Origin of the sequence: Rhodococcus sp. Eu-32 (genome assembly GCF_003336925.1) — a bacterium.
Classification (GTDB): Bacteria; Actinomycetota; Actinomycetes; order Mycobacteriales; family Mycobacteriaceae; genus Rhodococcoides; species Rhodococcoides kyotonensis_B.
In genome coordinates, this window is record NZ_QGNK01000011.1 from 40,206 (window position 1) to 64,353 (window position 24,148).

A 24,148-nucleotide genomic window follows, 5' to 3' on the forward strand; every position below is an offset into this window, starting at 1 on the left:
ACGACTTGTCGCACGTACCCGGTTTTCGTCGTGCACCGCCGCCTTCACGGGCCGACGGGAGTGTTCCGGTGAGCGAACCGTTTCCATTTCCTCTGCGCCGCAGTGTGTTTACGGTTCGATCATGACTTCATCGGTGGACCTGTCGGTCGACATTCTGATCATCGGCGCCGGCCCGGCCGGGCTGTACGCCGCGTACTACGCCGGATTCCGCGGACTGCGGGTCGCCGTACTCGACGCACTGGACGAGCCCGGCGGCCAGATCAGCGCGATGTACCCGGAAAAGGCCATTCTCGACATCGCAGGGTTCCCGTCGGTCAAGGGACGCGACCTGATCGACGGCCTTCTGGCGCAGGCTGCTCCGTACTCACCCGAATACGTACTGGGCGAGCGCGCGTCGAATCTGCGGCACCTTCCGGACGGATCCGTTGCGATTTCGACGGACAAGGACCGCACCATCTTCGCGGGTGCAGTCGTCATCTGCGGTGGCATCGGCGCGTTCACGCCGCGGCCTCTGCCGAAGGGGCACGGGTTCCTCGGTCGCGGGCTGAGCTACTTCGTGCCCGACCTGTCCGCGCATGCCGATCGCGACGTCGTCATCGTGGGCGGTGGTGACAGCGCGTTCGACTGGGCAGCCCATCTGGAGCCGATCGCGAAATCGGTGACTCTCGTGCACCGGCGTGACAAGTTCCGTGCGCACAAGGCATCGGTGGCCAAGGTGTTCGACAGCTCGGTGCAGGTCGTCGTCAACGCCGACGTCTCGGCGGTGCGCGGTGAGGAGTGGATCTCCGAGGTCGACATCGCGCACAAGGCAGGTCACCAGGACACCCTGTCGGCGCAGTCGGTCATCGCGGCTCTCGGCTTCACCGCCGACCTCGGTCCGCTGAACGACTGGGGCATCGCGATCGAGAACCGGCACGTACTCGTCGACACCCGAATGCAGACCACGGCCCCGCGCGTGTACGCAGCGGGCGACATCACCGACTACCCCGGCAAGGTGCGGCTGATCGCCGTCGGTTTCGGTGAAGCCGCCACCGCAGTCAACAACGCGGCCGCCGTCCTCGACCCCGACGCGGAAATCTTCCCGGGTCATTCCACAGAGCAGGAGAACTGACGTCATGCCGTTCGTCATCGGAGAAGCGTGCATCGATTACATGGATCGATCGTGCATGGAAGAATGCCCGGTCGATTGCATCTACGAGGGCAATCGCAAGCTGTACATCAACCCGGCCGAGTGCATCGATTGCGGGGCATGCGAATTGGCGTGCCCGGTCGAGGCCATCACGGTCGACCGCAAGGCGGATCCGGAGTTCCGCGAGGACAACAAGCGGTTCTTCCTCGAGGTGCTGGACGGAAGATCCGAACCGGTGGGAACACCGGGCGGGGCCGCGAAGATCGGGCCGATCGGTGTCGACACTCCCATCGTCGACGAATTCGAGGAAGCCTGACCAGAACCGGACGAAACGGCCCGGCATGTAACGAACATGAGTCCAGTTCGCCCAATGAACCCGTTTCGGTGACCGAGCCGACCGAAAACCCTTACCGTTCTGTCGGGGGAAGCCAACAGTCGAACACGAGGTGAAGAATGAGTTCCGCAGTTCCCGCATCCCCAGGTCCTTCGTCGGCTCCGCTGCTGCGCATCGATGCACGCCCGTCCGCGCCGCCTGCTCCTTCGGCGGATCTCGCGTCCGTCCTGGGGAAAGCGCGACTCATCCTCGACGCGTTCGACCGTGAGAACGCCGATCTGTCCTTGACCGAGCTCACCCGCCGCAGCGGTGTGGCCAAGGCGAGTGTGCATCGGTTGGCGGGTGAGCTGGTCGAGTGGGGGCTGCTCGAACGTGCGGGAACGAAATACCGACTCGGCCTCCGGCTCTTCGAACTCGGTCAGCTCGTACCGCGGCAGCGGATCCTGCGCGACGCCGCTCTGCCGTACATGGAGGATCTCCTGCTCGCCACGCAGGAGACCGTGCACTTCGCGGTCCGCGAGGGCCTCGACGTTCTCTACATCGAGAAGATCGTCGGGCACCGGGGACTGAACGAGAACTCCCGCGTCGCCGGTCGATTGCCGCTGTACTGCACGGCCACCGGCAAGATCATCATGGCCTTCTCGCCTCGCTCGGTGTTCGACGAGGTCGCGGCCCAGGGCTTCACCGCGCTGACGGCACGTACGACGATGTCGGTGTCGGTTCTGGCGCACCAACTCGAGCGGATGCGACGCGACAAGCTCGCGGTCGAGGTCGAGGAGACGCGGCTGGGGTACATGAGTGTCGCGGTGCCGGTGTTCAGCGGCCACGACGTCCTGGCAGGCGCGCTGTCGGTGACGGCACCGACCTCCCGGTTGAACGTCAGTCGCGTCACCGGTGCACTGCGCACCGCGGGCATGGGGATCTCCCGCACGCTGCAGGCGATGAAGTGCCACCGACCCGACGGCCTCGCGAATCGCGAGTCCACGTGCCACCCGACGGTGTGCTCGTTCAACGGGTGCGGTCGGTGACCACCCGCGTCGGTACGTACCCGTAGCGTTCGGCATCCCAGGTGTTCGGTCCGACCCCACGGCCGGACAATTCGGCTTTCCGCACCTTGCCCGTGTCGGTCAGTGGCAGCTCGCTCACGACGTCGACGTAACGGGGCAGTGCGAAGTACGGCAGATGCGGTTCCGACCGGCGCAGCAGGTCGAGCGGATCGACGACGTGCCCGGTCCGAGGAACGACGGCCACCATGACGTCGTCCTCGGCCAGCGATGACGGGACAGGAAACGCCACCACCTGTGCGACGGCCGGATGCCGGCCGAGAACCGCCTCGACCTCGACGGACGACACGTTCTCTCCTCGTCGACGAATGACGTCCTTGATGCGGTCCACGAAGCGGAACCAGCCGTCGGGTTCACGGACGACCCTGTCGCCGGTACGACGCCAGGAGTCCGTCGCGGGAATCGGCTCGTCCAGATACCCGGTCGCGAAGGCGCCGGGCAGGTGAGTACGCACGACCAGTTCGCCCGGGTCGCCGTCGGCGACAGCGTTGTCGGCGTCGAGTACGACCGCGTCGTATCCGGGACGTACGGTGCCCAGGTAACCCGGGCGGGCTGTCGCCCAGTCGTTTCCGAGCACGAGATTGGTTTCCGTCGATCCGAACCCGTCGATCAGGTCCACGCCGAACCGTTCCCGGAACGGGGTGTACAGGTGCGGCGGCGTCGCCGGCGCGAGCGATCGGGTGACGGAATGTGCGCGGTCGGCCTCGGATGGCGATAGCGACGACAACATGGCGACCATCGCGCCGAGGAGATAGGTCACCGTCGCCTGCGCGTCGGCGACGTCGGCCCAATGGGCACGGGCGGAGAACCGTTGTCCCAGAACGAACGTCGCACCCGCGACGAAGGCCTGGAACATGGCGTTGATCGCATTGGTGTGGAAGAACGGCAAGCAGTTGTACAGCACGTCGTCCTGTGTCACCGCGAGTGCGTCACCGACACCGAGTCCCCAGTACACGAACTGCGCGTGCGGACACCGCACGCCCTTGGGAGGTCCGGTGGTTCCCGATGTGAACAGCACCATGGCGGTGTCGAGCGAATCGACGTCCGCGGCGGGAACCGATCGGCCTGTCTCGGGTGAGGGCGCGTCGGAACCGAACTCCCACAGAGCCCCTCGGAAACCGGCGGATCGAATCCGCTGCGTATGGACGGGTTCGGTGAACACGTGGCGTGCCCCCGAGGCTGCGAGGACGAAGGTCAACCCGTCGCCTCGCAACTCGGGGTTCACGGGAACGGCCACTGCGCCGATCCAGACGCACCCCAGCATGGCCTCGACCATCTCGATGCGGTTCGACGACAGCACGAGGACCGAATCACCCTGCACCACCCCGTGATCCAGTAAGGCGCCGCCCATCGACGCGACGCGCTCCCCGAGGAGTCCGTACGAGCGCGTCGTACCGGACCCGCGAAGCGCCGATGCGTCGGGACGCTCGGCAGCGCGCGCCGCGATCAGCGCCGGTATGGTTCTCACGCGTCGATCCAAGGGTTCAGCGATTCCGGAGCCCGGGAACGACGACTGCTCGGCCGGCCACTTTGCCTTCCCGCAATGCGATCAGAGCGTCGGCGATGTCTTCCAGATCGAATCGCTGGACGGTCAGGACCAGATCACCGGACAGCAGTCGGTCGATCATGACGGGTGCGAGTTCGGCCTGTCGATCGGTCTTGCGCATCATGTTGACCGGAAGCAGCGACACGTCGCTGAGCAACCAGTTCGGCAGATCGACGGTCAGTTCCGTACCCAGGGTGTAGCCGATCAGCGCGGCCCGACCACCCGGCACCACCGCCCGCAGCAACGGCGCGAGGACGTCGCCGCCCAGGGTGTCGATCAGTACGTCGGCGACGGGCTCCGATCCGAGCGCCTCGAGCAACGTGTCCCCGCGCCCCACCACCGGCCGTACGCCTGCGGGCACCAACTCGACCTGGTCCTCGCGCGGTACGACCCCGATGACCTCGGCCGCTCCGGCCAGCAGGGCGAACTGTGCGGCCATCGCGCCGACGGCGCCGGACGCGCCGGAGACGACGACGCGTTCACCCGGCGCGACCCGAGCCACGTCGTTGACCGATACGTATCCGGTGGTGCTCGGCAGGAAGAACGTCGCGGCGACGGCCGGATCGAGCTCGGCGTTCACCGGAGTGAGAGCGCGGTCGTCGACGACGACGTAGTCGGCCCAGCAGCCGTTCTTGAACAATCCGATCCCTTTGCCGCGCACGAGGACTCGTGAGCCGATGGGCAGGGTGTCGGACTCCACCACGGTGCCGGACCCGTCCGTACCGCCGATGTGCGGCAGCGTGGGCTTGACCCCGAACGTTCCGCTGGCGACGGTGAGGTCGAGATGGCCGAGGGCGGCCGCGTCGACCCGAACGAGGGAACGACCCGGTTCCCGCACCGGTACATCGATGTCCTCGACGACGGGGCTCTCGCCGTAGGTGTGCAGTAGCGCGGCGCGCATGTGGCCTCCTGAAATAGTGAGCGGGGTGGTCAGCGGAGTGTCTGCGCGGACCGTAGGGATTCGATCTGGTCGGGTGTGTAGCCGAGAATCGTGCTCAACACGTCGTCGGTGTCGGAACCGAGAACGGGGGCGGCGCGACGAACACCGCCCCTGGTGGCCGACATACGGATGGGCGTTCCCTCGTGCAGGAAGGTGCCCGCCACGGGATGGTCGACGGGGACGTAGAACTGTCGATCACGCAGGTGCACATCATATTCCACGAGATCCCTGCCGTTCTGCACCGCGCCCGCGGGAACGCCCGCCTGCTGCAGCGCGTCCTGAACCACTGCGACCGGACGTACGCGGGTCCAAGCCTCCACGGCATCGCGTATGTCCTTGTCTCGGGCGCGTCGAGCATCGGCCGTCTGCAGAAGGGGGTCGTCGACCCAGTCGGTTCGGCCCACGACACGGCACAGGGCCGCCCACTCGGCATGATCGCGTACCGCCACGGCGCACCACGAGTCGGCGCCGAGGCATCGATACACCCCGTGCGGCGCATACAGTCTGTGCGCGTTGCCGATCGGGGTCGGAGTGATGCCCGCGCCGTTGGCGCTGACGACCGACGTACCCATGTGCGACGCCATCGCTTCGAGTTGCGAGAGGTCGATGTGTTGCCCGCGGCCGGTGCGGCTGCGATGTTCGAGAGCCGCGAGCGTCGCCAGCGCCGCCTGCAACCCGGCGACGATGTCACCGTGGCCGTAGATGACTCCGACGACGTCGTCGACGGACCAGCCGGTCAGAGCCGTGAGACCGCTGCTGGCAGAGACGATGTCGGCGTACGAGACCCAGTCCTTGCGAGGTCCGGTATGGCCCATGCCGGACATGGAGGTGTAGACGATACCGGGACGAATGCTGTCGAGTTCGGCGTAACCGAGACCCATTCGTTCCATCACCGACGAACTGAAGTTCTCGACGACGACGTCGCACGTGGCGATCAGATCCCGCAGGACCGCAAGCCCTTCCGGCGATCTGGTGTCGAGTGTGATGCTGCGTTTGTTGCGGTTGACGTCGTTGAAGTAGCCGCTGGTGTTCGGGTCGTCGCCGCCGTCCCGCGACAGGTGCATGAACGGGGCGAAGCGCGTCGGGTCCGGTCGTCCGAGCGACTCGACCTTGATCACCTCCGCGCCGTGGTCGGCCAGAATGCGCGTGCAGTACGGACCCGCGAGAACCCAGGTCAGATCGAGCACGCGTATCCCGGACAGCGCGAGCGGACCGGCCTGTTCGCTGCTGTGGGCGGGGAGCCGTCCATCGGGCAACGACGTCAGCAGCTGTTGATCCGCTCCCAGCGCCTGCACGTCCAGACGCGTCGGCCGACGGCCCTCGGGGAACGCGAAGCCGAAGCCGAGGTCGCGCACGGTTCCCGTCTCACGTTCCAGATCGACGAAGAAGTCGCGATCGTTGAGTTGAGGGTTGCGGATCGTTTCGTCCGGCCTGTCCACGGCCGCCCACGGCAGTCGGTGGTCCTGGGCCGCGGCGGCGAACTCTTCCTTCGTCCACGACGAGAGAATGCGGTTCAGGACGTCGAAGATGTGCTGCTGCCCCGACTTTCGGGTGCGGGCGTCGGCCCACTTCGGATCGCCCAGATCCTCCTCCACACCCATCTCGGTGAGCCATGCGACGAGGTTGTCCCACATGCGCGGGCTGCCGCCGAGGCCTCCTCCGAGGTGTCCGTCCGCGGCGTCGAACAAGCCGTGCGGCACGAGAGGATGAACACGGCCCGGACGCGGTGGAACTCGGTCTTCGTGCAGGTACGCCAGCGTTCCTGCTTCGAGCGCCGCCGCGACGCATTCCTGTGCCGAGATGTCGATGTCCTGCCCGCCGTGTCCGCGACGTCGGGCCGACAGGCCGAGCAGAGCGCCGATGGCAGCGTTGACGCCGGCGAGTTGTTCGGCTTGACCCTCGGGCAAAAGCAACGGGGGTCCGTCCGGATCCCCGACCTGTGCCATGGCGCCGCCGCGTGCGGCGACGGTCAGATCCGTTCCCTCCCAACCACTGTGGACGCCGTCGCTGCCGAACGGGGTGACGCGGACGCGGACGAGACCGTCGACGTCGGGCAAAGGCGTTGCGCCGGGCTGCCTTCCGTCGAGCACGATGTCGGCCCACTGCAGCAGAGTGGTCAGTGACGTCGACCCGCTCGCGGTGCCCGTCTCGACGACGACCGATCGCTTACCCGCGTGCCAGTGCGCGAACGTGCACCCGTCGAGGTCGCGACGCGTCTCGTCACCCTCCGGTGGCTCGACGAGTACGACGTCGCAGCCGATTCCGACCAGCATCCGCCCGGCGGACCGCACGAAGGGCCCCGACAGCTCGACAACTCGGATGTCGTTGTCACTCAAGGTGGATCTCTCCGATCGTCGCGGTTGCTGGATGTCGTCGACACTAGATGCGCATCGGTTGTCGTGCGAACGGTGCGGGACCGCTGACCGGACCGATCTCGTATGCAGTGACCGTCGCCGTTCCTACTCTGTGCCTCATGACAACGTTGGAGCCACACACGATCGGCGAAGCCGCGGATCGTCTCGCCGCAGCGGCGCGCACCGGGCAGCCGTGTTCACCGGTGCGTGATCTCATCGGCCGCGACGACATCGCGTCCGCGTACTGGATTCAGTCACGCAACATCGATGCGCTGCTCGCGTCGGGGCGGACTGTCGTGGGTCGCAAGATCGGGTTGACGTCGCCCGCCGTCCAGCGTCAACTCGGCGTCGACCGACCCGATTTCGGAGTGTTGCTCGACGACATGGACTGCACGGGAGCGGGCCCGCTCGACATCACCCGTGTCCTGCAACCGAAGATCGAGGCGGAGATCGCCGTGATCCTCGATGTCGACGTCACCGAAGAGTTGACCGCAGAACGGGCGCCCGATGTGGTCTCGACCGTGTTCGCGGCCTTCGAGATCGTCGACAGCCGAATTGCAGACTGGGACATCTCGCTGGCCGACACGGTGGCGGACAACGCGTCGTCCGGCCTGTTCGTGCTCGGCGATTCGGTGCCACGTGTCGATGCACCAGATCTCGCCTCGGTCGCGATGACGCTGACCGCGGACGGAGTCGAGGTGTCCACCGGTCGTGGTTCGGACTGCTTGGGCAGTCCGTGGAACGCACTGGTGTGGTTGGCGAACACCTGCATCGAGTTCGGTGCCCCGCTCCGCGCAGGCGACATCGTGCTGACCGGAGCGCTCGGCCCGATGGTCCCCGTCGCACCGGGAAGCACGTACACGACGACGATCTCGGGAATCGGCACCGCCACAGCCACATTCACGCATCGACCGGAAGAGGACAGGTAGCACCATGGCCACCACGAAGGCCGCAGTCATCGGGTCCGGAAACATCGGAACCGATCTGGTCATCAAATTGAAGCGGATCGCGAAGAACGTCGAGATCGCCGTCCTCGTCGGAATCGACCCGGCATCCGACGGCCTCGCCCGCGCCGCCCGGATGGGCATCGACACCGTCGCCACCGGCGTCCAGGGTCTGATCGAACACCCGGACTTCGACGACATCGAGATCGTCTTCGACTCCACGTCGGCTGCCGCCCACAAGGCGAACGAGGAGGCGTTGCGTCCGTACGGCAAACGCCTTATCGACCTGACGCCCGCCGCGATCGGCCCGTTCGTCGTCCCCGCGGTCAACCTGGACGAACACCTCGACGCGCCGGTGGTCAACATGGTGACGTGCGGCGGACAGGCGACCATCCCCGTCGTGGCAGCGATCTCGTCCGTCACCCCGGTTCACTACGCGGAGATCGTCGCGTCGATCGCGTCGAAGTCCGCAGGTCCCGGTACCCGGGCCAACATCGACGAGTTCACCGAGACGACGGCCGCCGCGATCGAACAGGTGGGCGGTGCGGCGCACGGCAAGGCCATCATCGTGTTGAACCCGGCAGATCCGCCTCTCATCATGCGAGACACCGTCCTGGCACTGGTGTCCGATCCGGACGAGGATGCGATCCGCCGGTCGATCCTCGACATGATCGACACGGTGTCGGCGTACGTACCGGGATATCGCCTCAAGCAGGACGTGCAGTTCACGCGTGTGGACGACGGCGACTCGATGACCACGCTGACCGGTGGGGTCGACAAGGGCCCCGGACTGTGGAAGGTCTCGGTCTTCCTCGAGGTCGAGGGGGCTGCACATTACCTCCCGGCGTACGCGGGAAATCTCGACATCATGACGTCGGCGGCACTGCAGGTCGCGGAGACGATCGCGGGCGACAGGGCAAAGGTGGCAGCACGATGAGCATCTCGACCGACAACCGTTCGACCGTGCCCCACGGCGCGGCGTTGTACATCCAGGACGTGACGCTGCGCGACGGTATGCACGCGTTGCGGCATCGCATCAGCCCCGAGAACGTGGGGCGAATCGCGGGCGCGCTCGACCGTGCCGGCGTCGACGCCATCGAGGTGACGCACGGGGACGGCCTCGCAGGCCACAGCCTCACGTACGGCCCTGGCAGCAACACCGACTGGGAATGGATCGAAGCTGCTGCGGCTCAGGTTCATCGGGCCCGGCTCACGACGCTGTTGCTTCCCGGTGTCGGGACGGTCAAGGAGCTGAAGCGGGCGTTCGAGATGGGAGTGACGTCGGTCCGCGTCGCCACCCATTGCACCGAGGCGGACGTGTCCGCGCAACATATCTCGACGGCACGAGAACTCGGCATGGACGTCTCCGGGTTCCTGATGATGTCCCATCTCGCGGAGCCGGCTCTTCTCGCGGAGCAGGCGAAGAAGATGGAGTCCTACGGCGCCCAGTGCGTCTACGTCACCGACTCGGGTGGGCGTCTGACCATGGATGGGGTGCGCGACCGCGTGCGCGCCTATCGGGACGTGCTCGATCCCGAGACGCAGATCGGAATTCACGCTCACCAGAACCTGTCGTTGTCCGTGGCCAATTCCGTTGTGGCCGTGGAGGAAGGCGTGACGCGTGTCGACGCGTCGCTGGCCGGGCACGGCGCAGGCGCCGGTAACTGTCCGCTCGAGCCGTTCGTGGCCGTCGCAGAGCTGTACGGGTGGAAGCACAGCTGCGACCTGTTCGGGTTGCAGGATGCGGCCGACGACATCGTGCGTCCTCTTCAGGATCGACCGGTGCAGGTCGATCGCGAAACGCTCACCCTGGGCTATGCGGGCGTCTACTCGAGCTTCCTTCGGCACGCCGAATCCGCTGCCGCGCAGTACGGATTGGACACGCGCTCGATTCTGCTCGCCGTCGGTGAGCGCGGACTCGTGGGAGGTCAGGAGGACCTGATCGCCGACATCGCGTTGGATCTGTCGTCCGAGCGACGCGTCCGATCCTGACCGCCGATGCCCTCGCGCCTACTCTGCGCCGCTGACGATCTGGATCAGATTGCCGCAGGTGTCGTCGAACGTCGCGAGGGTCATCGAGCCCATCTCGGTGGGCTGCTGCGTGAACACGACGCCGAGCTTCGTGAGCCGCTCGTACTCGGCGTTCACGTCGTCGACCATGAACGACGTCGCCGGAATACCGTCGTCCATCAACGCGGTCTTGAACGGCTTCACGGCCGGGTGCACGTCGGGCTCGAGGGACACTTCCGGGCCGTCCGGATTCTCGGCGCTGACGATGGTGAGCCATTTGTGCTCACCGAGCGGGATCTCGTGCTTGACGAGAAAACCCAGTGTCGTGGTGTAGAACTCGAGTGCCTTGTCCTGGTCGGGGACGAACAGGGACGAGATGTAGATCTTCACGTGAACTCCTGAGCGATGGGCCAGCGTTGCTGGATCCGGGCGAGTGGGCGTGTGTCGACATAGAGGAACTTGTAGCGGCCCTGGCGCTCGGCGCGGACCAGCTGCGCCGAGGCCAGGACGTCGAGATGCTGCGAAATTGCTTGCCGCGACGACGAATTGCCGTGATTCATGATCAATCTCGTGCACAGTTCGAACAATGTCTGACCGTCGCGCTCCACCAGCTCGTCGAGGATGATTCGGCGAGTCGGGTCTGCGAGCGCCTTGAACAGTTCGGAGTCGTCCGGCTGTTCGGTCACGCCCTCACCATAGGCAAGCGATGACTTGCCTGTCAACGGATCAGAGCTGATTGACGCGAATCAGGTTGCCGGCGGGATCGCGGAAGGCGCAGTCGCGCACGCCGTAGTCCTGATCGATCGGTTCCTGCAGTACGTCCGCCCCCGCCGCCTGCAGACGCTCGAAAAGACCGTCCAGGTCGTCGGTGGCCAGCGTCACGGCGCCGTACGAACCCTTGGCGATGAGGTCGAGAATGGTGCGACGTTCGTCGTCGGTGATTCCGGGGTCGACGGCAGGCGGGTGAAGCACGATCGAGGTGCCCGGCTGTCCGACGGGCCCGACGGTGATCCACCGCATGTCTTCGTAGCCGACGTCCTTGCGGACCTCGAAACCCAGTGTGTCGCGGTAGAAGCCCAGTGCCGCGTCGGCATCGGTGTGCGGGAGGAACGTGTAGTGAATGGTGATGTTCATGTCCATCACGCTAAAGGGGCTACTGCTGCCGCGCTTCTCGATTCCTGACCGGTCTCGTCACCTGTTTGGCCAGGCACGGCGGAATGCCCTCGCCGTGCTGTGAGTGGTCGCGTCGATAGACGCTCGGCGGCACGCCGACCAGCTCCGTGAACCGAGTACTGAACGTGCCGAGCGACGACGAGCCGACGGCGAAGCAGATCTCGGTGACACTCATGTCCCCGCGCCTCAGCAGCGTCATCGCCCGCTCGATCCGTCGCGTCATCAGGTACGAGTACGGGGATTCGCCGTAGACGCGGCGGAATTCGCGGCTCAGATGACCGGCGGACATGTGCGCACCGCGCGCGAGTGCGTCGACGTCGAGAGGTTTCGCGTACTCGCGGTCGATCCGGTCGCGAACGCGTCGCATGGCGGTGATGTCGCGCAAGCGCTGTTCTTCCGCACGTTCCGGTGTCACCCACGCATCGTTCCACGCCCGGAACGCAGATCGGCCCCCAACCCGAGTACGGATTGGGGGCCGAGGGGTGCGACCGTCAGGGTGTCGGCGTCGCCGTCGTGGTCGGCGCGACCGATGTGGTGACCGGTGCTTCCGTCGTCGACGGGGCGGCCGGGGTCTCCGTGACAACGGCCGGAACGCTCTCGACGGGGAGACCAGGAGCCGGGGCACCCTCGACCGGGGCGACGGGAGCGACCTCGGCGGGAGCGGCAGGAACTGCTGCGAGAGGGGCAGGCGCGGCCGGTGCGACAGGCTGAACCGAGGCGCCGGACGCGACCGGTGCAGCGGATGTCGTCGTCGGAGCCGGGGTTGCCGACTGCGCGACCAGGAGCGCCTTCTGCTGAACCTCGGCCGACTTTATCGGCTTGCCCGCCTCGGCATCCTTGGCGAGCTGGGTCAGCCACGCCGCGGCGTACTGTGCCGACGTCAGCGGGCGTCCGTTCGACGCGTCCGCGTCACGCCAATAGTCGAAGTGCGCTCCCGAGCCGGGGCCGAGCGTCTGACCGTACGGGTCGTTCATCAGCACGGGAACGGTGTCGGTGTTCGATCCGATGAGGCCGACGATCTCCTTGACGATCTTCGACGGCAGGTAGGCCAGGTTGACGGCCTTGTCTGCGGGCAACGGCTCCTCGGTCGGGTCCGTTCCTTCCTCGGTGTCCGTCTTCGCGGATACCTTGGTGGTCGGGTCAGGAGGTGTGTACCCGGGCTCGGAGACCTTGATCAGAACCTGGAGGAAGGTCTCGTCACCGGCGAGCCAGTTGTCCTGCGACGCGATGTCCATGAAGGCAAGCCCGGCGATGCGTCCGATGACCATGGCCATGTCGGCGCCGGTGGCAGGGGTGACCGTGTTGTCGCGCTGGATGGCGTCGACGTCGAGCTGACGGCCGACGTTGGCGGCCAGGTGCAGCAGCGACGTGTTCTGCGGCATCGCACAGGTCAGGTCCTTCTGCGAACAGAACGACGCGACCTTGCCATCGAGTGCTCCGAAGCTGCCTGCCGTGCCCGGCAGCGCGCCCGCGCCTGCGGGACCCGACGCGTTGTTCTGGTACTTGGTGTCGAAGTTGTCCGGGTTGGTGCCGGTCTTCGAGCCGGGGAACGGATTGTCGCCGTCCTCGCGCCCCGCGTCGGCCAGAATCACGACGCCGACGACCTGCGCCGGGTCCACGATGCCGTACTTGCCGTTGTCGTCGGCGACCTGGTTGCCGATCTCCATCGCGGTGCGACGCGTGACGTCGGCGCCCTCGCTGTAGCCGACGATGGCGAAACGGGTCTTCGGGCACGACGCGACGATGGCCTTCATGACGGTCTGGGCGTTCTGGACACCGGTGTCGACGGCGGTCTCGTAGGTGGCGAGGTTGGCCGGGTAGTCGATGTACACGGCTGCGTACGAACCCTGCTTCACGGCGTCGTTCGGAGCGCCGACCATCTGGTCGATCCAATCGCTCTCGAAATCGCCTGCGAGCGCGGCCGGGAGGGCTTTGCCGTCGGGCGTCGTCAGAAACTTCGTCGCGCTGTTGCTCGGAGTGTCGCCGCGTCCACCGATCGCGATGCTGACCATGTCGTAGCAGGTCGCGGTCGACGCGAGTTCTACCTCGGCATCGGACGACGACAGCGTGTCGGTGGTGAGAACCGCTGCACCGACGGCCAGGGCTCCCAGGGACACGAAGGCGACGGCGCTGGTGATCAGCCGTCGGGTCTTGCGAGGCGAGCGAATACCCATGTTCCATCCCAATCAGTTCGTCGCGCTGCATCCGAGGGGCGTGCGGCGCGGGCGGGCTACACGGAATTCGTCTCTCCTGTCATTCGCGTTACAGGGCGTCGGGAACTCCGTTCTACCATACCCTAGGGGGGTATGGTAGAACGGAGTGATGAACACGACGGTGAAGCTCGCGGGGTACGTAGTCGGAATTACATTGGTGTTCTTCGCAACTTACGCACTCGGTACCGCCGTTGGACCGGTCGGAGAAGCTCCGGCTCAGCACGAACATGCGCAGGTAGTCGATGGCCAGTGAAAGAATGGCGGGAGGAATGACCCAGGTCGAGTTGGTTCTGGGCGGCATGACGTGTGCGTCGTGCGCCAATCGGATCGAACGCAAACTCAACAAACTCGACGGCGTCACCGCGACGGTCAACTACGCCACCGAGAAGGCGCGTGTCACGAGTGACGGCGTCCCCGCCGAGGACCTGATCAAGGCCGTCGAAGCCGCGGGGTACACCGCGACGCTCCCGGCCGCGGAACCCGAAGAGGCTCCGGAGACGGATCCGCTGAAACAGCGATTGCTGGTCTCGGCGGTTCTGTCGGTCCCGGTGATCGCGATGGCGATGGTGCCTGCGCTGCAGTTCACGAACTGGCAGTGGTTGTCGCTGACCTTGGCTGCACCCGTCGTCGTGTGGGGTGCGTGGCCGTTCCACAAGGCTGCGTGGACCAATCTGCGGCACGGCACGTCGACGATGGACACGCTCGTCTCGATGGGCACGCTCGCCGCGCTCGGCTGGTCGGTGTACGCGCTGTTCTTCGGAACCGCGGGCACGCCGGGCATGAAGCACCCGTTCGAGCTGACGATCGCTCGAATGGACGGGTCGTCGAACATCTACTTCGAGGCCGCGGCAGGCGTCACGACGTTCATCCTGGCGGGTCGCTACTTCGAGTCGCGGTCCAAGCGTCGGGCCGGGTCGGCGCTGCGGGCGTTGCTCGATCTCGGTGCCAAGGACGTGACGGTGCTGCGCGACGGCGTCGAATATCAAGTTCCCGTGGCCGATCTCGCTGTCGGAGACCTGTTCCTCGTGCGACCGGGAGAGAAGATCGCGACGGACGGCGTCGTCGATTCCGGTGCGTCCGCGGTCGACGCGTCCATGCTCACCGGTGAATCCGTGCCCGTCGAGGTAGCCGTGGGCGACACCGTGGTCGGTGCGACGGTCAACGTCGGCGGCAAGCTCGTCGTGCGGGCGACGCGGATCGGATCGGACACCCAGCTCGCGCAGATGGCCAAGCTCGTCGAGGACGCACAGACCGGAAAAGCGCAGGCGCAGAAGCTCGCCGACCGCATCTCCGGTATCTTCGTGCCGATCGTCATCGCCATCTCGGTGGGAACGCTCGGGTTCTGGCTCGGCACAGGCGGTTCCGTCGCCGCTGCCTTCACCGCCGCGGTGGCGGTGCTCATCATCGCGTGCCCGTGCGCACTGGGATTGGCGACGCCGACGGCCTTGATGGTCGGCACCGGACGGGCCGCGCAGCTCGGCATTCTGATCAAGGGCCCTGAGATGCTCGAGTCGACGCGTCGCATCGACACCGTCGTGCTCGACAAGACCGGAACCGTCACCACCGGCGTCATGACGCTGCTCGCCGTCCATGCCGCGCCCGGCGAGGATGCGGACGAGGTTCTGCGCGTTGCCGGTTCGATCGAGGCAGGCTCCGAGCATCCGATCGCGCGTGCGATAGCCGATGCGGCCGAGGACAAGTGGCCCGTCGACGAGTTCTCGAACGTGGCGGGCGCGGGGGTCACCGGAATCGTCGACGGCCGAGCCGTCGTGCTGGGACGTGCTGCGCTGCTGACGGAGTGGGCTCAGCCGCTCCCGCCGGAGCTCGAGATGGCGATGGCCGACGCCGAACACGACGGCCGTACCGCGGTCGCGATCGGGTGGGACGGCACGGCACGCGGCGTTCTCGTCGTCGCCGACGCGATCAAACCCACGTCGACACAGGCCGTCGCCGAACTACGCGAGCTCGGCCTGACGCCCGTCATGCTGACCGGCGACAACGAAGCGGCGGCGAAGAAGATCGCCGCCGAGGTCGGAATCGACCACGTCATCGCGGGCGTCATGCCGGAAGGAAAGGTCGACGCGGTTGCTCGGCTTCAGTCCGAGGGCAAGGTCGTCGCGATGGTGGGCGACGGCGTCAACGACGCGGCCGCCTTGGCCACGGCCGATCTCGGCCTGTCGATGGGGACGGGCACCGACGTCGCGATCGAAGCGAGCGACTTGACGCTCGTGCGTGGGGATCTACGGGCCGTCGGCGACGCCATTCGGTTGTCGCGGCGCACGTTGACGACCATCAAGGGCAACCTGTTCTGGGCGTTCGCGTACAACGTCGCGGCGATTCCGCTCGCGGCAGCGGGCCTGCTGAATCCGATGCTCGCGGGGGCGGCGATGGCCTTCTCTTCGGTGTTCGTGGTCAGTAACAGTCTGCGTTTGCGGAGATTTTCTGCCTCGTAGTACAAGATGGAGGAATGGCCGACGCAGTAGATGTCCCTATCCGTGACGAGTCGATACGGCTCGGGCAATTCCTGAAGCTCGCGAATCTCATCGAGTCCGGGTCCGAGGCGAAGGAAATCATCGCCGACGGCCTGGTCAGCGTCAACGGGGAAGTCGATGTGCGACGCGGCAGGCAGCTCCATCAAGGAGACGTCGTCTCCATCGACGGTGGGCCTTCCGCCCGCGTCGTGAACGGTGGCGGCTGGTGAGCGTCGGCGAGCGCGGTCTACCCAGAGAGCAAGTTCCAGGCGCGTTCGACGTCGGCGCGCGGGCGTACGACAGGCTCGTCGGCGCCAACCCCGGATATCACGAGCACCTCGCCAAGTCCGCCGAGCGACTACGGCTGCCCGGGCTGGGCGACGGGCTTACCTTGCTCGACATCGGCTGTGGCACAGGCGCATCCACGGCTGCGCTGTTGAAAGCTGCGCCGCACGCCACGATCATCGCGGCCGATGCGTCGTCGGAGATGCTCGAAGTCGCGCGGAGCAAGCAGTGGCCACCCAACGTCACGTTCGTGCACTCGCGGGTGGAAGACCTGCACGAGAACGGGGTCGACGGGCCGTTCGACGGTATCCTCGCCGCGTACCTGATCCGGAACGTCGACGACCCGGACACGGAGCTGAAGTCGTTGTGGTCCTTGCTGAAACCGGGTGCATCGATCGCGTTCCACGAGTACTCGGTGCGCGATTCCCGTCGTGCGCAGGCGTTGTGGTCGCTGGTGTGCTGGGCGGTGATCATTCCGCTGGGGTATCTCGCGACTCGGGATGCCACGCTGTACAAGCATCTGTGGCGCAGTGTCGTGACGTTCGACGGCGCAACCGAATTCACGCGGCGCATGCAGCGCGCCGGGTTCACCGGCCTCGGCACCGAGACGATGACCGGATGGCAGAACGGCGTCGTACACACGTTCCTCGGGGCGCGGCCGTCGGAGATCGTATGAACGACCGCAGACGCGTCGTACACGAAGGGCCGGACGGATATCCGTCTGCTGCGTCGTTGGCGTCGGTGCCGCGCGTCGCGGTGATCGGCGGCGGTATCGCCGGGTTGTCGGCGGCAACAGCGCTGGCGGAACGCGGCGTCTCCGTTACGGTGTTCGAGAAGGAGTCGTACCTGGGTGGCCGGGTCGGCGGTTGGTCGACTGTTCTGGACGACGGGTCGCCTGCGACGATGAGCCGCGGGTTCCACGCGTTCTTCCGGCAGTACTACAACCTACGGAACCTGTTGCGGCGGACCGATCCTGACCTGTCCCGGTTGCACGAGGTGGAGGACTACCCGCTGATCGACGGCTCCGGCCGCGTGGACGGATTCAAGGGGTTGCCGTCGACGCCGGGGTTGAATGCGTTCGCGTTCGTCGGTCGGAGTCCGACGTTCCGGTTGCGAGACCTGTTCTCGCTCAACGCTGTTGCGGCGCTTCCGTTGATGACGGTCAGCGTGCCCGGAATCTACGAGCAGCTCGACGAGGTGCCCGCCGCGGAGTTCCTGCGGCGCATCAACTTTCCCGAGCCGGCCCGTCACCTTGCGTTCGGGGTGTTCTCGCGCAGCTTCTTCGCCGACCCGGAAGAGATGTCGGCGGCCGAACTGGCGATGATGTTCCACCTGTACTTCCTGGGCTCGTCCGAGGGGTTGGTGTTCGACGTGCCGGTCGGGCCGTACCCGCAGTCGCTGTGGGAACCGTTGGGCGAGTATCTGACCGGCCTCGGCGTCGACATCCGATTGGGTGCGGCGGTGAAGGAGATCTCGCGGGGCTTCGACGTCGACGGTGAGAAGTTCGACGCGGTGGTGTTGGCGACGGATATCGGTGGCCTGCAGAAGTTGACCGGTTCTCTGGGGACTGCCGCGTGGCGCTCGCAGGTGGCAGGGCTGCAGAACACGCCGCCGTTCCTGGTGCACCGCGTGTGGCTGGACAAGCCCGTGAACGCGGACCGACCCGCGTTCATCGGCACCGGTGGAATGCCGCCGATCGACAACATCAGTGTGCTCGAGAGGTTCGAGGACGAGGCTGCCGAATGGGCTGGGCGCACGGGCGGTTCGGTCGTCGAGTTGCACGCCTATGCCGCAACGGAATCCGAGGACGTCACGCGTGAGCAGCTGATGGCGCGGATGCATGAGATCTATCCGGAGACCTTGGATGCTGCTGTGGTCGCCGAACGGTCCGAGTGGCGCGACGATTGCCCGCTCTTCGGCCTCGGAGATTTCGCCCGCAGGCCCACCGTGCGCACACCGGAGCCGGGGCTCGTGTTGGCGGGCGACGGAATTCGCATCGACCTGCCCGTCGCACTGATGGAACGTGCAGCGACGACGGGTCTTTCGGCGGCGAACACACTGTTGTCCGGCTGGGGTATCGCGGGGCACGACATCCTGACCGTCCCGGTACGTGGGCGGTATCGCGTGTTCGAGGAGTTGGCCAAGCGGCTCTGACTGGGCGGGTCAGCGCCCCTTCGACCTGAGGTGGTACCGACGCTCGGCGTAGTCGAGGTCGTCCTTCCACAACCGGGCGGCGGTGAAGTTCATCGCCGGACGCAACACGGGCGAGACGCGTCGGGCAATCTTGAAGCCCTTGCGGTCCGAGCTCGCGATGGTGGCCTCGATGACCGCCGTGCGCGGCTTGCCGTCCGGACCGGGGCCGAGCGGCGTCGCATGGGTTTCGACGACGCTTCCCACGCCCTCGCCTTCGAGGATGCGCATGATGATCGTGCGTGGACCCGGGCAGACGAACTCCGCGCGCACCGGGACGCCGATGCCCCGGCTGACGCGGAAGGTGACGTCGACGAGGAATCGGTCGTCCTCCTCGGGGACGTCGATGTCGCGGGGCGCGTCGACGACCTTCAGTCGCGCGAACGAATACGGGTGGAACCAGGCGCCGTGCCACGGGTCGAGGCGATTGGCGATGACGTCGTCGGTCTCGCAGATACCCGTCAGGGTGATGACGGCGTCGATGCTCGTCGACGCGGCGGGGCGGATCGGGACGATGGGCACTGCCGTCGGCTCCTCGCCGCCGAGGTCGTCGAGGCGGACCCACACGAGAACGCCGTCGTCGAACGCGGGAAACGGTCGCCAGCCGGGGCGACCCTTGGGGCCGAGCGGCATGCCGTGCCACAGGCAGATGAGGGAGTCGCACTCGATCTTGGCCTTGTCGAGCGGCGCGCCGAGGTGCGGGCACGAACCGGGTGCGATGTGGATGCCGCCCGTGTCGTCTCGCCAGGCAACGAGTTCGATGCCGGCGATGTCGCGGCCGAACGGTTCCTTGGTGCCGATGTCGCGGCTCGCGGCGAAGACGAACCAGTTGCCCGTCGGCCTGGTCTTCGCGCGCTTCAACGCGGACTCGATGACCTGCGGGTTCGCGCCTTTCCAGGTGGGCTCCTGCTTCGCCCACGACTCGGTCGGAAGCGGTTGCAGGGGGATCTTCTTCGGCCAGCGGCTGCGTAGCGCTTCGAGCGACACCATGATCAACAGGGTAGGCGGGTTCCGCGCAGGTTGCAGCGACTGCGCGGGTTGCAACGTGCGCGTGTGCTGGAAGGTGCGCGGGTGGGGGTGGGCGTGCGGGGTTCGTGTGGGTTCCGCGCAGGTTGCAGCGACTGCGCGGGTTGCAAGGTGCGCGTGTGCTGAAAGGTGCGCGGTGGGGGTGGGCGTGCGGGAATCGCTACCTCCGTATTTGACAGCACACTGTCAAATACGGAGGTAGCGATGTCGACGATCGTTCTGTACGCAACCGACACCATGGCGGACTGGGAGTACAGCTACCTGGTTGCCGGGGTTGCCATGGCTCGGGAACAGGGTGACGACCGGTACGAGCTGCGAGTGCTGTCCGAAGACGGGCAGGAAGTCACGACGCTCGGCGGACTGCATGTCCGGCCCGACGGCGACCTCTCCGACCTCGACATCGAATCCGTTGCAGCGCTTCTTCTTCCGGGAGGAAACACGTGGAACGAGGGGCACGAGAAGGTTCTCGGACTGGCGTCGGCGCTGGTCGAGAAGGGCACGCCCGTCGGCGGCATCTGCGGCGCGACGCTCGGGCTGGCGCGAACCGGCCTGCTGAATGCGAAGAAGCACACCAGCAATGCGCCCGAATTCCTCACCAGCGCCACCGAATACAGCGGCAGCCTCTACTACGAAGACGCACGGGTGGCCGTCGACGGCACACTCGTCACGGCACCGGGCACTGCACCACTCGAGTTCTCGAAGGCGATCTTCGAACTGCTGCAGCTGTTCCCCCAGTCGATCGTCGACGCCTGGTACGGCCTCTACAGCACGGGAGAGAAGAGGTACTACGACGTACTCGCCGGCGGCGGCGCGTGAGCGAGCGCTCTGCCGCCGGGGATGCGCTGACGAACCTGGTGTTGCCGGCGTTCGAGCTCAACGGCGAATTCCTGGCCGCGGCGAAAGACATCGCCGAGCCTGCCGGTCTGACGCCCGCATGGTGGCAGGTACTGGGCGCCACGCTCGACGAGCCGTTGGCCGTCGCCGAGATCGCCCGACGCGTCGGCCTCGGTCTCGCTCGCCAATCCGTGCAGCGGACGGCGGACATCCTCGTCGACAAGGGCTGGGCCGAGTACGTCGACAATCCGAAACACCGACGCGCCAAGCTGTTACGGCCTACGCAGAACGGGCGGGATACCCTCGGGAGGCTGAGAGAAGACCAGCACGCCTGGGCCGACGCCGTCGGCAAGGAGGTCGGTCTCGACGAGCTGAAACGAACCCGCGAGTCGATCGCGAGGATCGTCGCCGCGTCCCGTCGCTATCGCTCCACTCCCAGCGTCGAGTAGTACTCCTTCTGCGACGGGTAGTAGTCGTCGAAACTCGGCAGCGGGGTGCCGTCGCGCGAGGCGAGCATCATGTCGAGATAGTACTCCCACCCAGGCCCGATTTCGCCGACGCCCTCGGTGCTCGACAGGTGGTGGATCAGCGTCAGTGTGGTCGCGCCGGTGAGCCGGACGTCGAGCTCCCAGCCACCTGTCGTCGAGACGGCCAGGCGAGAAGGGCTTTCGCACACGTGGATGTTCATGTCCATCCAGGGTGCGCCGTCCTCGAACAGCATCTGAACTCGAATGCTGTTCTCGGACAGGCGCTCCCATGGTCCGTACCATCCTGCGGTGCGGTCGGAGTCGGTGAGCGTCGCCCACACGTCCTCGCGCGGCGCGGAGATGGTTCGGGTCAACTCGAGGTCGACGCCGGTATCGGTGCGGCGCAGAATTCCGGTGGGTGCCATGCGGGCATTATGCAGTGCCCCTCGTGCGCGCGAATGTATAGCCCGCTATACATTCGCGCGCACGGGCGAAGCCGCCAACCGCCCACGCAGCACGAGCAGCAGCACGACGGCCATCGCCATGAATCCGCCGACGACCCAGAGGCCCGTCTTGGAGCTGCCGGTGGCGTCGAGCAGCCATCCCGTCATGTACGGCGCGACGAGCCCTGCCGAGGCGCCGATGGTGTTGACCAGGGCGATTCCGGCGGCGGCACCGGCACCGGTGAGGAACGTCGTCGGCAGGTACCAGAAGACCGGCAGCGCCGAGAAGATTCCGACGGCGGTGAGCGTGATGACCACCATCGTCATGAGGGGCGAGCTCATGTACATCGCGACCGGGACGCTCACGGTGGCCAACGCGGTCGGCACGATGACGTGCCACATGCGTTCCTTCAGCCGGTCCGAGCGTCGCGACCACAGGATCATCGCGACGGACGAGATCAGGAACGGCACCGCGACGATCAGGCCGTTCTGCGCGATCGAGAACGTCGTGTCGAACTGCTTCGCGAAGCCGGCGACGATCGTCGGCAGGAAGAAGCTGATGGCGAACAAGCCGTAGCCGATACCGAAGTAGGTGACGCCGAGCAGCCAGACGTTCGGGTTGCGCAGCGAGCTACGGGCCGAGACGTGGCCGGTGTCGGCGGTTTCCGAGTGCTCGGTCTCCATGCGGCGGTCGAGCCACGTGCGCTCCTCGGTGCTGAGCCACTTCGCCTGACGCGGGCGGTCGGTGAGGTAGAACCACGCGGCGATGCCGAGAAGAACGGTCGGGATGCCCTCGACGAGGAACATGACGCGCCAGCCTTCGAGGCCGAACAGTCCGTGCCAGTACTGGATGATCGCCGACGAGATCGGTGCGCCCAGTGCGCTCGACAGCGGCAGGGCCACCATGAACACGCCGACCAATCGCACGCGGACCGCGCGGGGGAACCAGAACGTCAGGTACAGCATGATGCCGGGGAAGAAGCCGGCCTCGGCGATTCCGAGTGCGACGCGAGCGATGTTCAGCCACGTGGCGTTGGGAACGAACGCCATGAGAGCGGCAATCAGCCCCCAGGACACGAGGATTCGAGCGATCCAGCGTCGTGCGCCGAATTTGTGCAGTGCGAGGTTGCTGGGGACCTCGAGAAGAATGTAGCCGACGAAGAACAAGCCACTCGCCAGGCCGTACGCGGTCTCGGTCAGGCCGAGGTCCTCGCTCATCGTCAGCTTCGCGAACGCGATGTTCGTTCGGTCGATGTAGTTCAGGAAGTACGCGAGGCCGAGGAACGGAATCAGCCGCAGGGCGACTTTGCGCATCACCCGGCTTGCCATCTGATCGTCCGACGCCGGTTCGGCGGGGGAGTGTGTTCGTGACGTCATCGCGCTCCAGTCTCGAGGTCTGAACCCGTCGATTTCGTGGCGGGCTCACATACCTTGCATCCATAGTGACCTGAGTCACGACAGTCGGTTGACGAAGGCTCGGCCACGGGTTTCCTCTTTTTGTCGAAAAGGCGATGAGTACGCTCAGCGCATGTCCAGGGACAGTGTGCAGGCCATCGTGGATCGGTTCGGTGACGAGCTCGGTCGGTCCGTCGTGGTCAACGATCCGTACGTCAGAATGTTGTTCGCCAGCAGGCATTTCGGCGACGAGGACCCGGTGCGCATCAGGGCCATGCTCAACCGCGACGCGGGCAGCGAAGCCATCGGTCACTTGCTTGCCAGTGGCATCAACCAGTGGACGAAGCCGGGACGGATCGCCGGTTCCGACGCTCTCGGGTTGCACTCGCGCGCGGGCGTGCCCATTCGCTGGCGTGGAGAGGTGCTCGGGCAGATCCTCGTCATCGACGCCGACGGCGGCATCACCGACGGCGAGCTGACACGGATCGGCGAGGTCGCTGCGGAGATCGCACCCCTCATGGTCGTCGATCGTGCACCGCAGGACTCGGCCCAGTCGGAGGCGCTCGTCGCCGCCGCGCTCGGACTCGACGACGGTCGGCGCGAATCGGCACTGGCGGAACTCGTCGTGCAGCCGGGCGCGGTACGCGTCGTCACCCTGATGCTGCACCACGGCACCGACACGGATCTGACGTCGATCGCGTTGCGGCATGCGCTCGTGGCCGCTCGATCACGCAGTCGAGGTGACGCCCTGCTCGCGGTCGACGGGTCGTCCGGCCATCTCGTCTATCTCGCGACGGCGATGCGTGACCTCGACACGATCGTCGCCGAAGCCCGCGCGATGGCACGGGACGCCGCCGACGTGGCCGGTCGGGGAGCGTCGATCACCGCAGGCGTCGGAGCCGAAGCCGCAGGATTCGCCGACGCGTGGCTGTCGGCACGTCAGGCGGGCCTCGCGGCGTCGATCGCGCGACGCGTCGGCCAGGATCCCGTCGTCGCCTGGGAGAACGCGGGGGTGTTGGGCGTGCTGGCGCGGGTGCCGACGTCGCAGTGGGACAGGACCGCCGTCCCCGACGAGCTACGTCGCCTCGCCGAGGCCGACCGGTCCGGCAGACTGCTCGAGACGCTGCGTGCCTTCCTCGATCATGCGGGCTCCGGACCTGCCGCGGCCGAGGCGCTGTTCATCCATCGGACGACGCTGTACTACCGGCTCGACCGAATTCGCGACGCGATCGGCGTCGACCTCGACGACGGAACCGTCCGGCTGAACCTGCATCTGGGCTTACGCGTCGCCGATCTCATGCGGGCCGAGGGAATCGAACCGTTCTGACAC

At 66.4% G+C, this 24,148-nt stretch carries 24 protein-coding genes; 13 read left to right on the top strand and 11 right to left on the bottom strand.

Annotation, left to right across the window (positions count from 1 at the left end):
• The first annotated feature begins 121 nt into the window (after nt 1-121).
• The 3 genes from DK926_RS14765 to DK926_RS14775 all read left to right on the top strand — a co-directional run bounded on the left by DK926_RS14765 (nt 122) and on the right by DK926_RS14775 (nt 2,491).
• Nucleotides 122-1,111: an NAD(P)/FAD-dependent oxidoreductase gene (locus DK926_RS14765; protein WP_068429782.1), complete on the top strand. Its 990-nt coding sequence runs from the start codon at nt 122-124 to the stop codon at nt 1,109-1,111.
• 4 nt (nt 1,112-1,115) lie between these two features.
• Entirely contained in the window at nt 1,116-1,445 is a 330-nt protein-coding gene (gene fdxA, locus DK926_RS14770; RefSeq protein WP_068429785.1) for a ferredoxin, read from the top strand.
• Nucleotides 1,446-1,582: 137 nt separating this feature from the next.
• Nucleotides 1,583-2,491 carry an IclR family transcriptional regulator gene (locus DK926_RS14775; protein WP_114331053.1) on the top strand — a complete coding sequence of 303 codons (909 nt, stop codon included), beginning with the start codon at nt 1,583-1,585 and terminating at the stop codon, nt 2,489-2,491.
• On the opposite strand, the gene DK926_RS14780 is transcribed toward DK926_RS14775, so the two are convergent.
• Genes DK926_RS14780 through DK926_RS14790 form a run of 3 tightly spaced genes read right to left on the bottom strand, consistent with a single transcriptional unit; the run spans nt 2,472 to nt 7,349 of the window.
• Nucleotides 2,472-3,995, bottom strand: a complete 1,524-nt coding sequence (locus DK926_RS14780) for an AMP-binding protein (RefSeq protein ID WP_243636820.1) — start codon at nt 3,993-3,995, stop codon at nt 2,472-2,474. The two genes, DK926_RS14775 and DK926_RS14780, sit on opposite strands and share 20 nt — an antisense overlap.
• 16 nt (nt 3,996-4,011) lie before the next feature.
• The gene (locus DK926_RS14785; protein WP_114331055.1) at nt 4,012-4,974 is read right to left on the bottom strand and encodes a zinc-binding dehydrogenase; all 963 of its coding nucleotides are present in this window, start codon (nt 4,972-4,974) and stop codon (nt 4,012-4,014) included.
• Between the two features lie 29 nt (nt 4,975-5,003).
• Nucleotides 5,004-7,349, bottom strand: coding sequence for a CoA transferase (locus DK926_RS14790; RefSeq protein ID WP_114331056.1), 2,346 nt, complete (start codon nt 7,347-7,349; stop codon nt 5,004-5,006).
• A gap of 137 nt (nt 7,350-7,486) precedes the next feature.
• Between DK926_RS14790 and DK926_RS14795 the strand changes: the two genes are divergently transcribed.
• The 3 genes from DK926_RS14795 to dmpG are packed head-to-tail and all read left to right on the top strand — an operon-like array spanning nt 7,487 to nt 10,303.
• Entirely contained in the window at nt 7,487-8,296 is an 810-nt protein-coding gene (locus DK926_RS14795) for a fumarylacetoacetate hydrolase family protein (protein WP_114331149.1), read from the top strand.
• Nucleotides 8,297-8,300: 4 nt separating this feature from the next.
• A complete protein-coding gene (locus DK926_RS14800; RefSeq protein ID WP_114331057.1) occupies nt 8,301-9,248 on the top strand; it encodes an acetaldehyde dehydrogenase (acetylating) in 948 nt (315 codons plus the stop codon).
• Nucleotides 9,245-10,303 (top strand): 4-hydroxy-2-oxovalerate aldolase, encoded by a 1,059-nt coding sequence (gene dmpG / locus DK926_RS14805; protein ID WP_114331058.1) that lies wholly within the window; start codon nt 9,245-9,247, stop codon nt 10,301-10,303. Before DK926_RS14800 ends, dmpG begins: the two co-directional genes overlap by 4 nt.
• An 18-nt stretch (nt 10,304-10,321) precedes the next feature.
• Here dmpG and DK926_RS14810 read toward each other — a convergent pair whose 3' ends face one another.
• The 5 genes from DK926_RS14810 to DK926_RS14830 all read right to left on the bottom strand — a co-directional run bounded on the left by DK926_RS14810 (nt 10,322) and on the right by DK926_RS14830 (nt 13,668).
• The gene (locus DK926_RS14810) at nt 10,322-10,711 is read right to left on the bottom strand and encodes a VOC family protein (protein WP_114331059.1); all 390 of its coding nucleotides are present in this window, start codon (nt 10,709-10,711) and stop codon (nt 10,322-10,324) included.
• The gene (locus DK926_RS14815) at nt 10,708-11,007 is read right to left on the bottom strand and encodes a helix-turn-helix domain-containing protein (RefSeq protein ID WP_114331060.1); all 300 of its coding nucleotides are present in this window, start codon (nt 11,005-11,007) and stop codon (nt 10,708-10,710) included. Before DK926_RS14815 ends, DK926_RS14810 begins: the two co-directional genes overlap by 4 nt.
• Nucleotides 11,008-11,047: 40 nt before the next feature.
• On the bottom strand, nt 11,048-11,455 hold the full coding sequence (locus DK926_RS14820) for a VOC family protein (protein WP_114331150.1): 408 nt from the start codon (nt 11,453-11,455) through the stop codon (nt 11,048-11,050).
• A gap of 19 nt (nt 11,456-11,474) precedes the next feature.
• Nucleotides 11,475-11,861 (bottom strand): helix-turn-helix transcriptional regulator, encoded by a 387-nt coding sequence (locus DK926_RS14825; protein WP_068430095.1) that lies wholly within the window; start codon nt 11,859-11,861, stop codon nt 11,475-11,477.
• A gap of 124 nt (nt 11,862-11,985) precedes the next feature.
• A complete protein-coding gene (locus tag DK926_RS14830; protein WP_114331061.1) occupies nt 11,986-13,668 on the bottom strand; it encodes a cutinase family protein in 1,683 nt (560 codons plus the stop codon).
• Nucleotides 13,669-13,976: 308 nt separating this feature from the next.
• Between DK926_RS14830 and DK926_RS14835 the strand changes: the two genes are divergently transcribed.
• The 4 genes from DK926_RS14835 to DK926_RS14850 are packed head-to-tail and all read left to right on the top strand — an operon-like array spanning nt 13,977 to nt 18,617.
• Entirely contained in the window at nt 13,977-16,160 is a 2,184-nt protein-coding gene (locus tag DK926_RS14835; RefSeq protein ID WP_114331062.1) for a heavy metal translocating P-type ATPase, read from the top strand.
• A gap of 14 nt (nt 16,161-16,174) precedes the next feature.
• Complete coding sequence (locus DK926_RS14840) at nt 16,175-16,408, top strand: RNA-binding S4 domain-containing protein (protein WP_068429806.1); 234 nt, start codon at nt 16,175-16,177, stop codon at nt 16,406-16,408.
• Nucleotides 16,405-17,139 (top strand): class I SAM-dependent methyltransferase, encoded by a 735-nt coding sequence (locus DK926_RS14845; protein WP_114331063.1) that lies wholly within the window; start codon nt 16,405-16,407, stop codon nt 17,137-17,139. Before DK926_RS14840 ends, DK926_RS14845 begins: the two co-directional genes overlap by 4 nt.
• Complete coding sequence (locus tag DK926_RS14850) at nt 17,136-18,617, top strand: FAD-dependent oxidoreductase (protein ID WP_114331064.1); 1,482 nt, start codon at nt 17,136-17,138, stop codon at nt 18,615-18,617. Before DK926_RS14845 ends, DK926_RS14850 begins: the two co-directional genes overlap by 4 nt.
• A 9-nt stretch (nt 18,618-18,626) precedes the next feature.
• On the opposite strand, the gene DK926_RS14855 is transcribed toward DK926_RS14850, so the two are convergent.
• Nucleotides 18,627-19,643, bottom strand: a complete 1,017-nt coding sequence (locus DK926_RS14855; protein ID WP_114331065.1) for a DUF5914 domain-containing protein — start codon at nt 19,641-19,643, stop codon at nt 18,627-18,629.
• Nucleotides 19,644-19,883: 240 nt separating this feature from the next.
• On the opposite strand from DK926_RS14855, the gene DK926_RS14860 reads away from it, so the two are divergent.
• The gene (locus DK926_RS14860; RefSeq protein ID WP_114331066.1) at nt 19,884-20,495 is read left to right on the top strand and encodes a DJ-1/PfpI family protein; all 612 of its coding nucleotides are present in this window, start codon (nt 19,884-19,886) and stop codon (nt 20,493-20,495) included.
• Nucleotides 20,492-20,962: a helix-turn-helix domain-containing protein gene (locus tag DK926_RS14865; protein ID WP_114331067.1), complete on the top strand. Its 471-nt coding sequence runs from the start codon at nt 20,492-20,494 to the stop codon at nt 20,960-20,962. Before DK926_RS14860 ends, DK926_RS14865 begins: the two co-directional genes overlap by 4 nt.
• Here the strand turns inward: DK926_RS14865 and DK926_RS14870 are convergent.
• Together DK926_RS14870 and DK926_RS14875 are read right to left on the bottom strand one after the other, a co-directional pair.
• Nucleotides 20,935-21,405, bottom strand: coding sequence for an ATPase (locus DK926_RS14870; RefSeq protein WP_114331068.1), 471 nt, complete (start codon nt 21,403-21,405; stop codon nt 20,935-20,937). The genes DK926_RS14865 and DK926_RS14870 overlap by 28 nt on opposite strands.
• Nucleotides 21,406-21,450: 45 nt before the next feature.
• Nucleotides 21,451-22,800: an MFS transporter gene (locus DK926_RS14875; protein ID WP_068429828.1), complete on the bottom strand. Its 1,350-nt coding sequence runs from the start codon at nt 22,798-22,800 to the stop codon at nt 21,451-21,453.
• 151 nt (nt 22,801-22,951) lie between these two features.
• On the opposite strand from DK926_RS14875, the gene DK926_RS14880 reads away from it, so the two are divergent.
• The gene (locus tag DK926_RS14880; protein WP_114331069.1) at nt 22,952-24,145 is read left to right on the top strand and encodes a helix-turn-helix domain-containing protein; all 1,194 of its coding nucleotides are present in this window, start codon (nt 22,952-22,954) and stop codon (nt 24,143-24,145) included.
• The last annotated feature ends 3 nt before the right edge of the window (nt 24,146-24,148 follow it).

Bases quoted from the DNA above. Each gene is read 5' to 3' on its own strand.
- DK926_RS14880 (WP_114331069.1), top strand. From the start codon at position 22,952: ATGTCCAGGGACAGTGTGCAGGCCATCGTGGATCGGTTCGGTGACGAG.
- DK926_RS14825 (WP_068430095.1), bottom strand. From the start codon at position 11,861: ATGCGACGCGTTCGCGACCGGATCGACCGCGAGTACGCGAAACCTCTC.
- DK926_RS14830 (WP_114331061.1), bottom strand. From the start codon at position 13,668: ATGGGTATTCGCTCGCCTCGCAAGACCCGACGGCTGATCACCAGCGCC.
- DK926_RS14850 (WP_114331064.1), top strand. From the start codon at position 17,136: ATGAACGACCGCAGACGCGTCGTACACGAAGGGCCGGACGGATATCCG.
- DK926_RS14800 (WP_114331057.1), top strand. From the start codon at position 8,301: ATGGCCACCACGAAGGCCGCAGTCATCGGGTCCGGAAACATCGGAACC.
- DK926_RS14765 (WP_068429782.1), top strand. From the start codon at position 122: ATGACTTCATCGGTGGACCTGTCGGTCGACATTCTGATCATCGGCGCC.
- DK926_RS14795 (WP_114331149.1), top strand. From the start codon at position 7,487: ATGACAACGTTGGAGCCACACACGATCGGCGAAGCCGCGGATCGTCTC.
- DK926_RS14785 (WP_114331055.1), bottom strand. From the start codon at position 4,974: ATGCGCGCCGCGCTACTGCACACCTACGGCGAGAGCCCCGTCGTCGAG.
- DK926_RS14840 (WP_068429806.1), top strand. From the start codon at position 16,175: ATGGCCGACGCAGTAGATGTCCCTATCCGTGACGAGTCGATACGGCTC.
- DK926_RS14855 (WP_114331065.1), bottom strand. From the start codon at position 19,643: ATGGTGTCGCTCGAAGCGCTACGCAGCCGCTGGCCGAAGAAGATCCCC.
- dmpG (WP_114331058.1), top strand. From the start codon at position 9,245: ATGAGCATCTCGACCGACAACCGTTCGACCGTGCCCCACGGCGCGGCG.
- DK926_RS14875 (WP_068429828.1), bottom strand. From the start codon at position 22,800: ATGACGTCACGAACACACTCCCCCGCCGAACCGGCGTCGGACGATCAG.
- DK926_RS14775 (WP_114331053.1), top strand. From the start codon at position 1,583: ATGAGTTCCGCAGTTCCCGCATCCCCAGGTCCTTCGTCGGCTCCGCTG.
- fdxA (WP_068429785.1), top strand. From the start codon at position 1,116: ATGCCGTTCGTCATCGGAGAAGCGTGCATCGATTACATGGATCGATCG.
- DK926_RS14860 (WP_114331066.1), top strand. From the start codon at position 19,884: ATGTCGACGATCGTTCTGTACGCAACCGACACCATGGCGGACTGGGAG.
- DK926_RS14835 (WP_114331062.1), top strand. From the start codon at position 13,977: ATGACCCAGGTCGAGTTGGTTCTGGGCGGCATGACGTGTGCGTCGTGC.
- DK926_RS14870 (WP_114331068.1), bottom strand. From the start codon at position 21,405: ATGGCACCCACCGGAATTCTGCGCCGCACCGATACCGGCGTCGACCTC.
- DK926_RS14820 (WP_114331150.1), bottom strand. From the start codon at position 11,455: ATGAACATCACCATTCACTACACGTTCCTCCCGCACACCGATGCCGAC.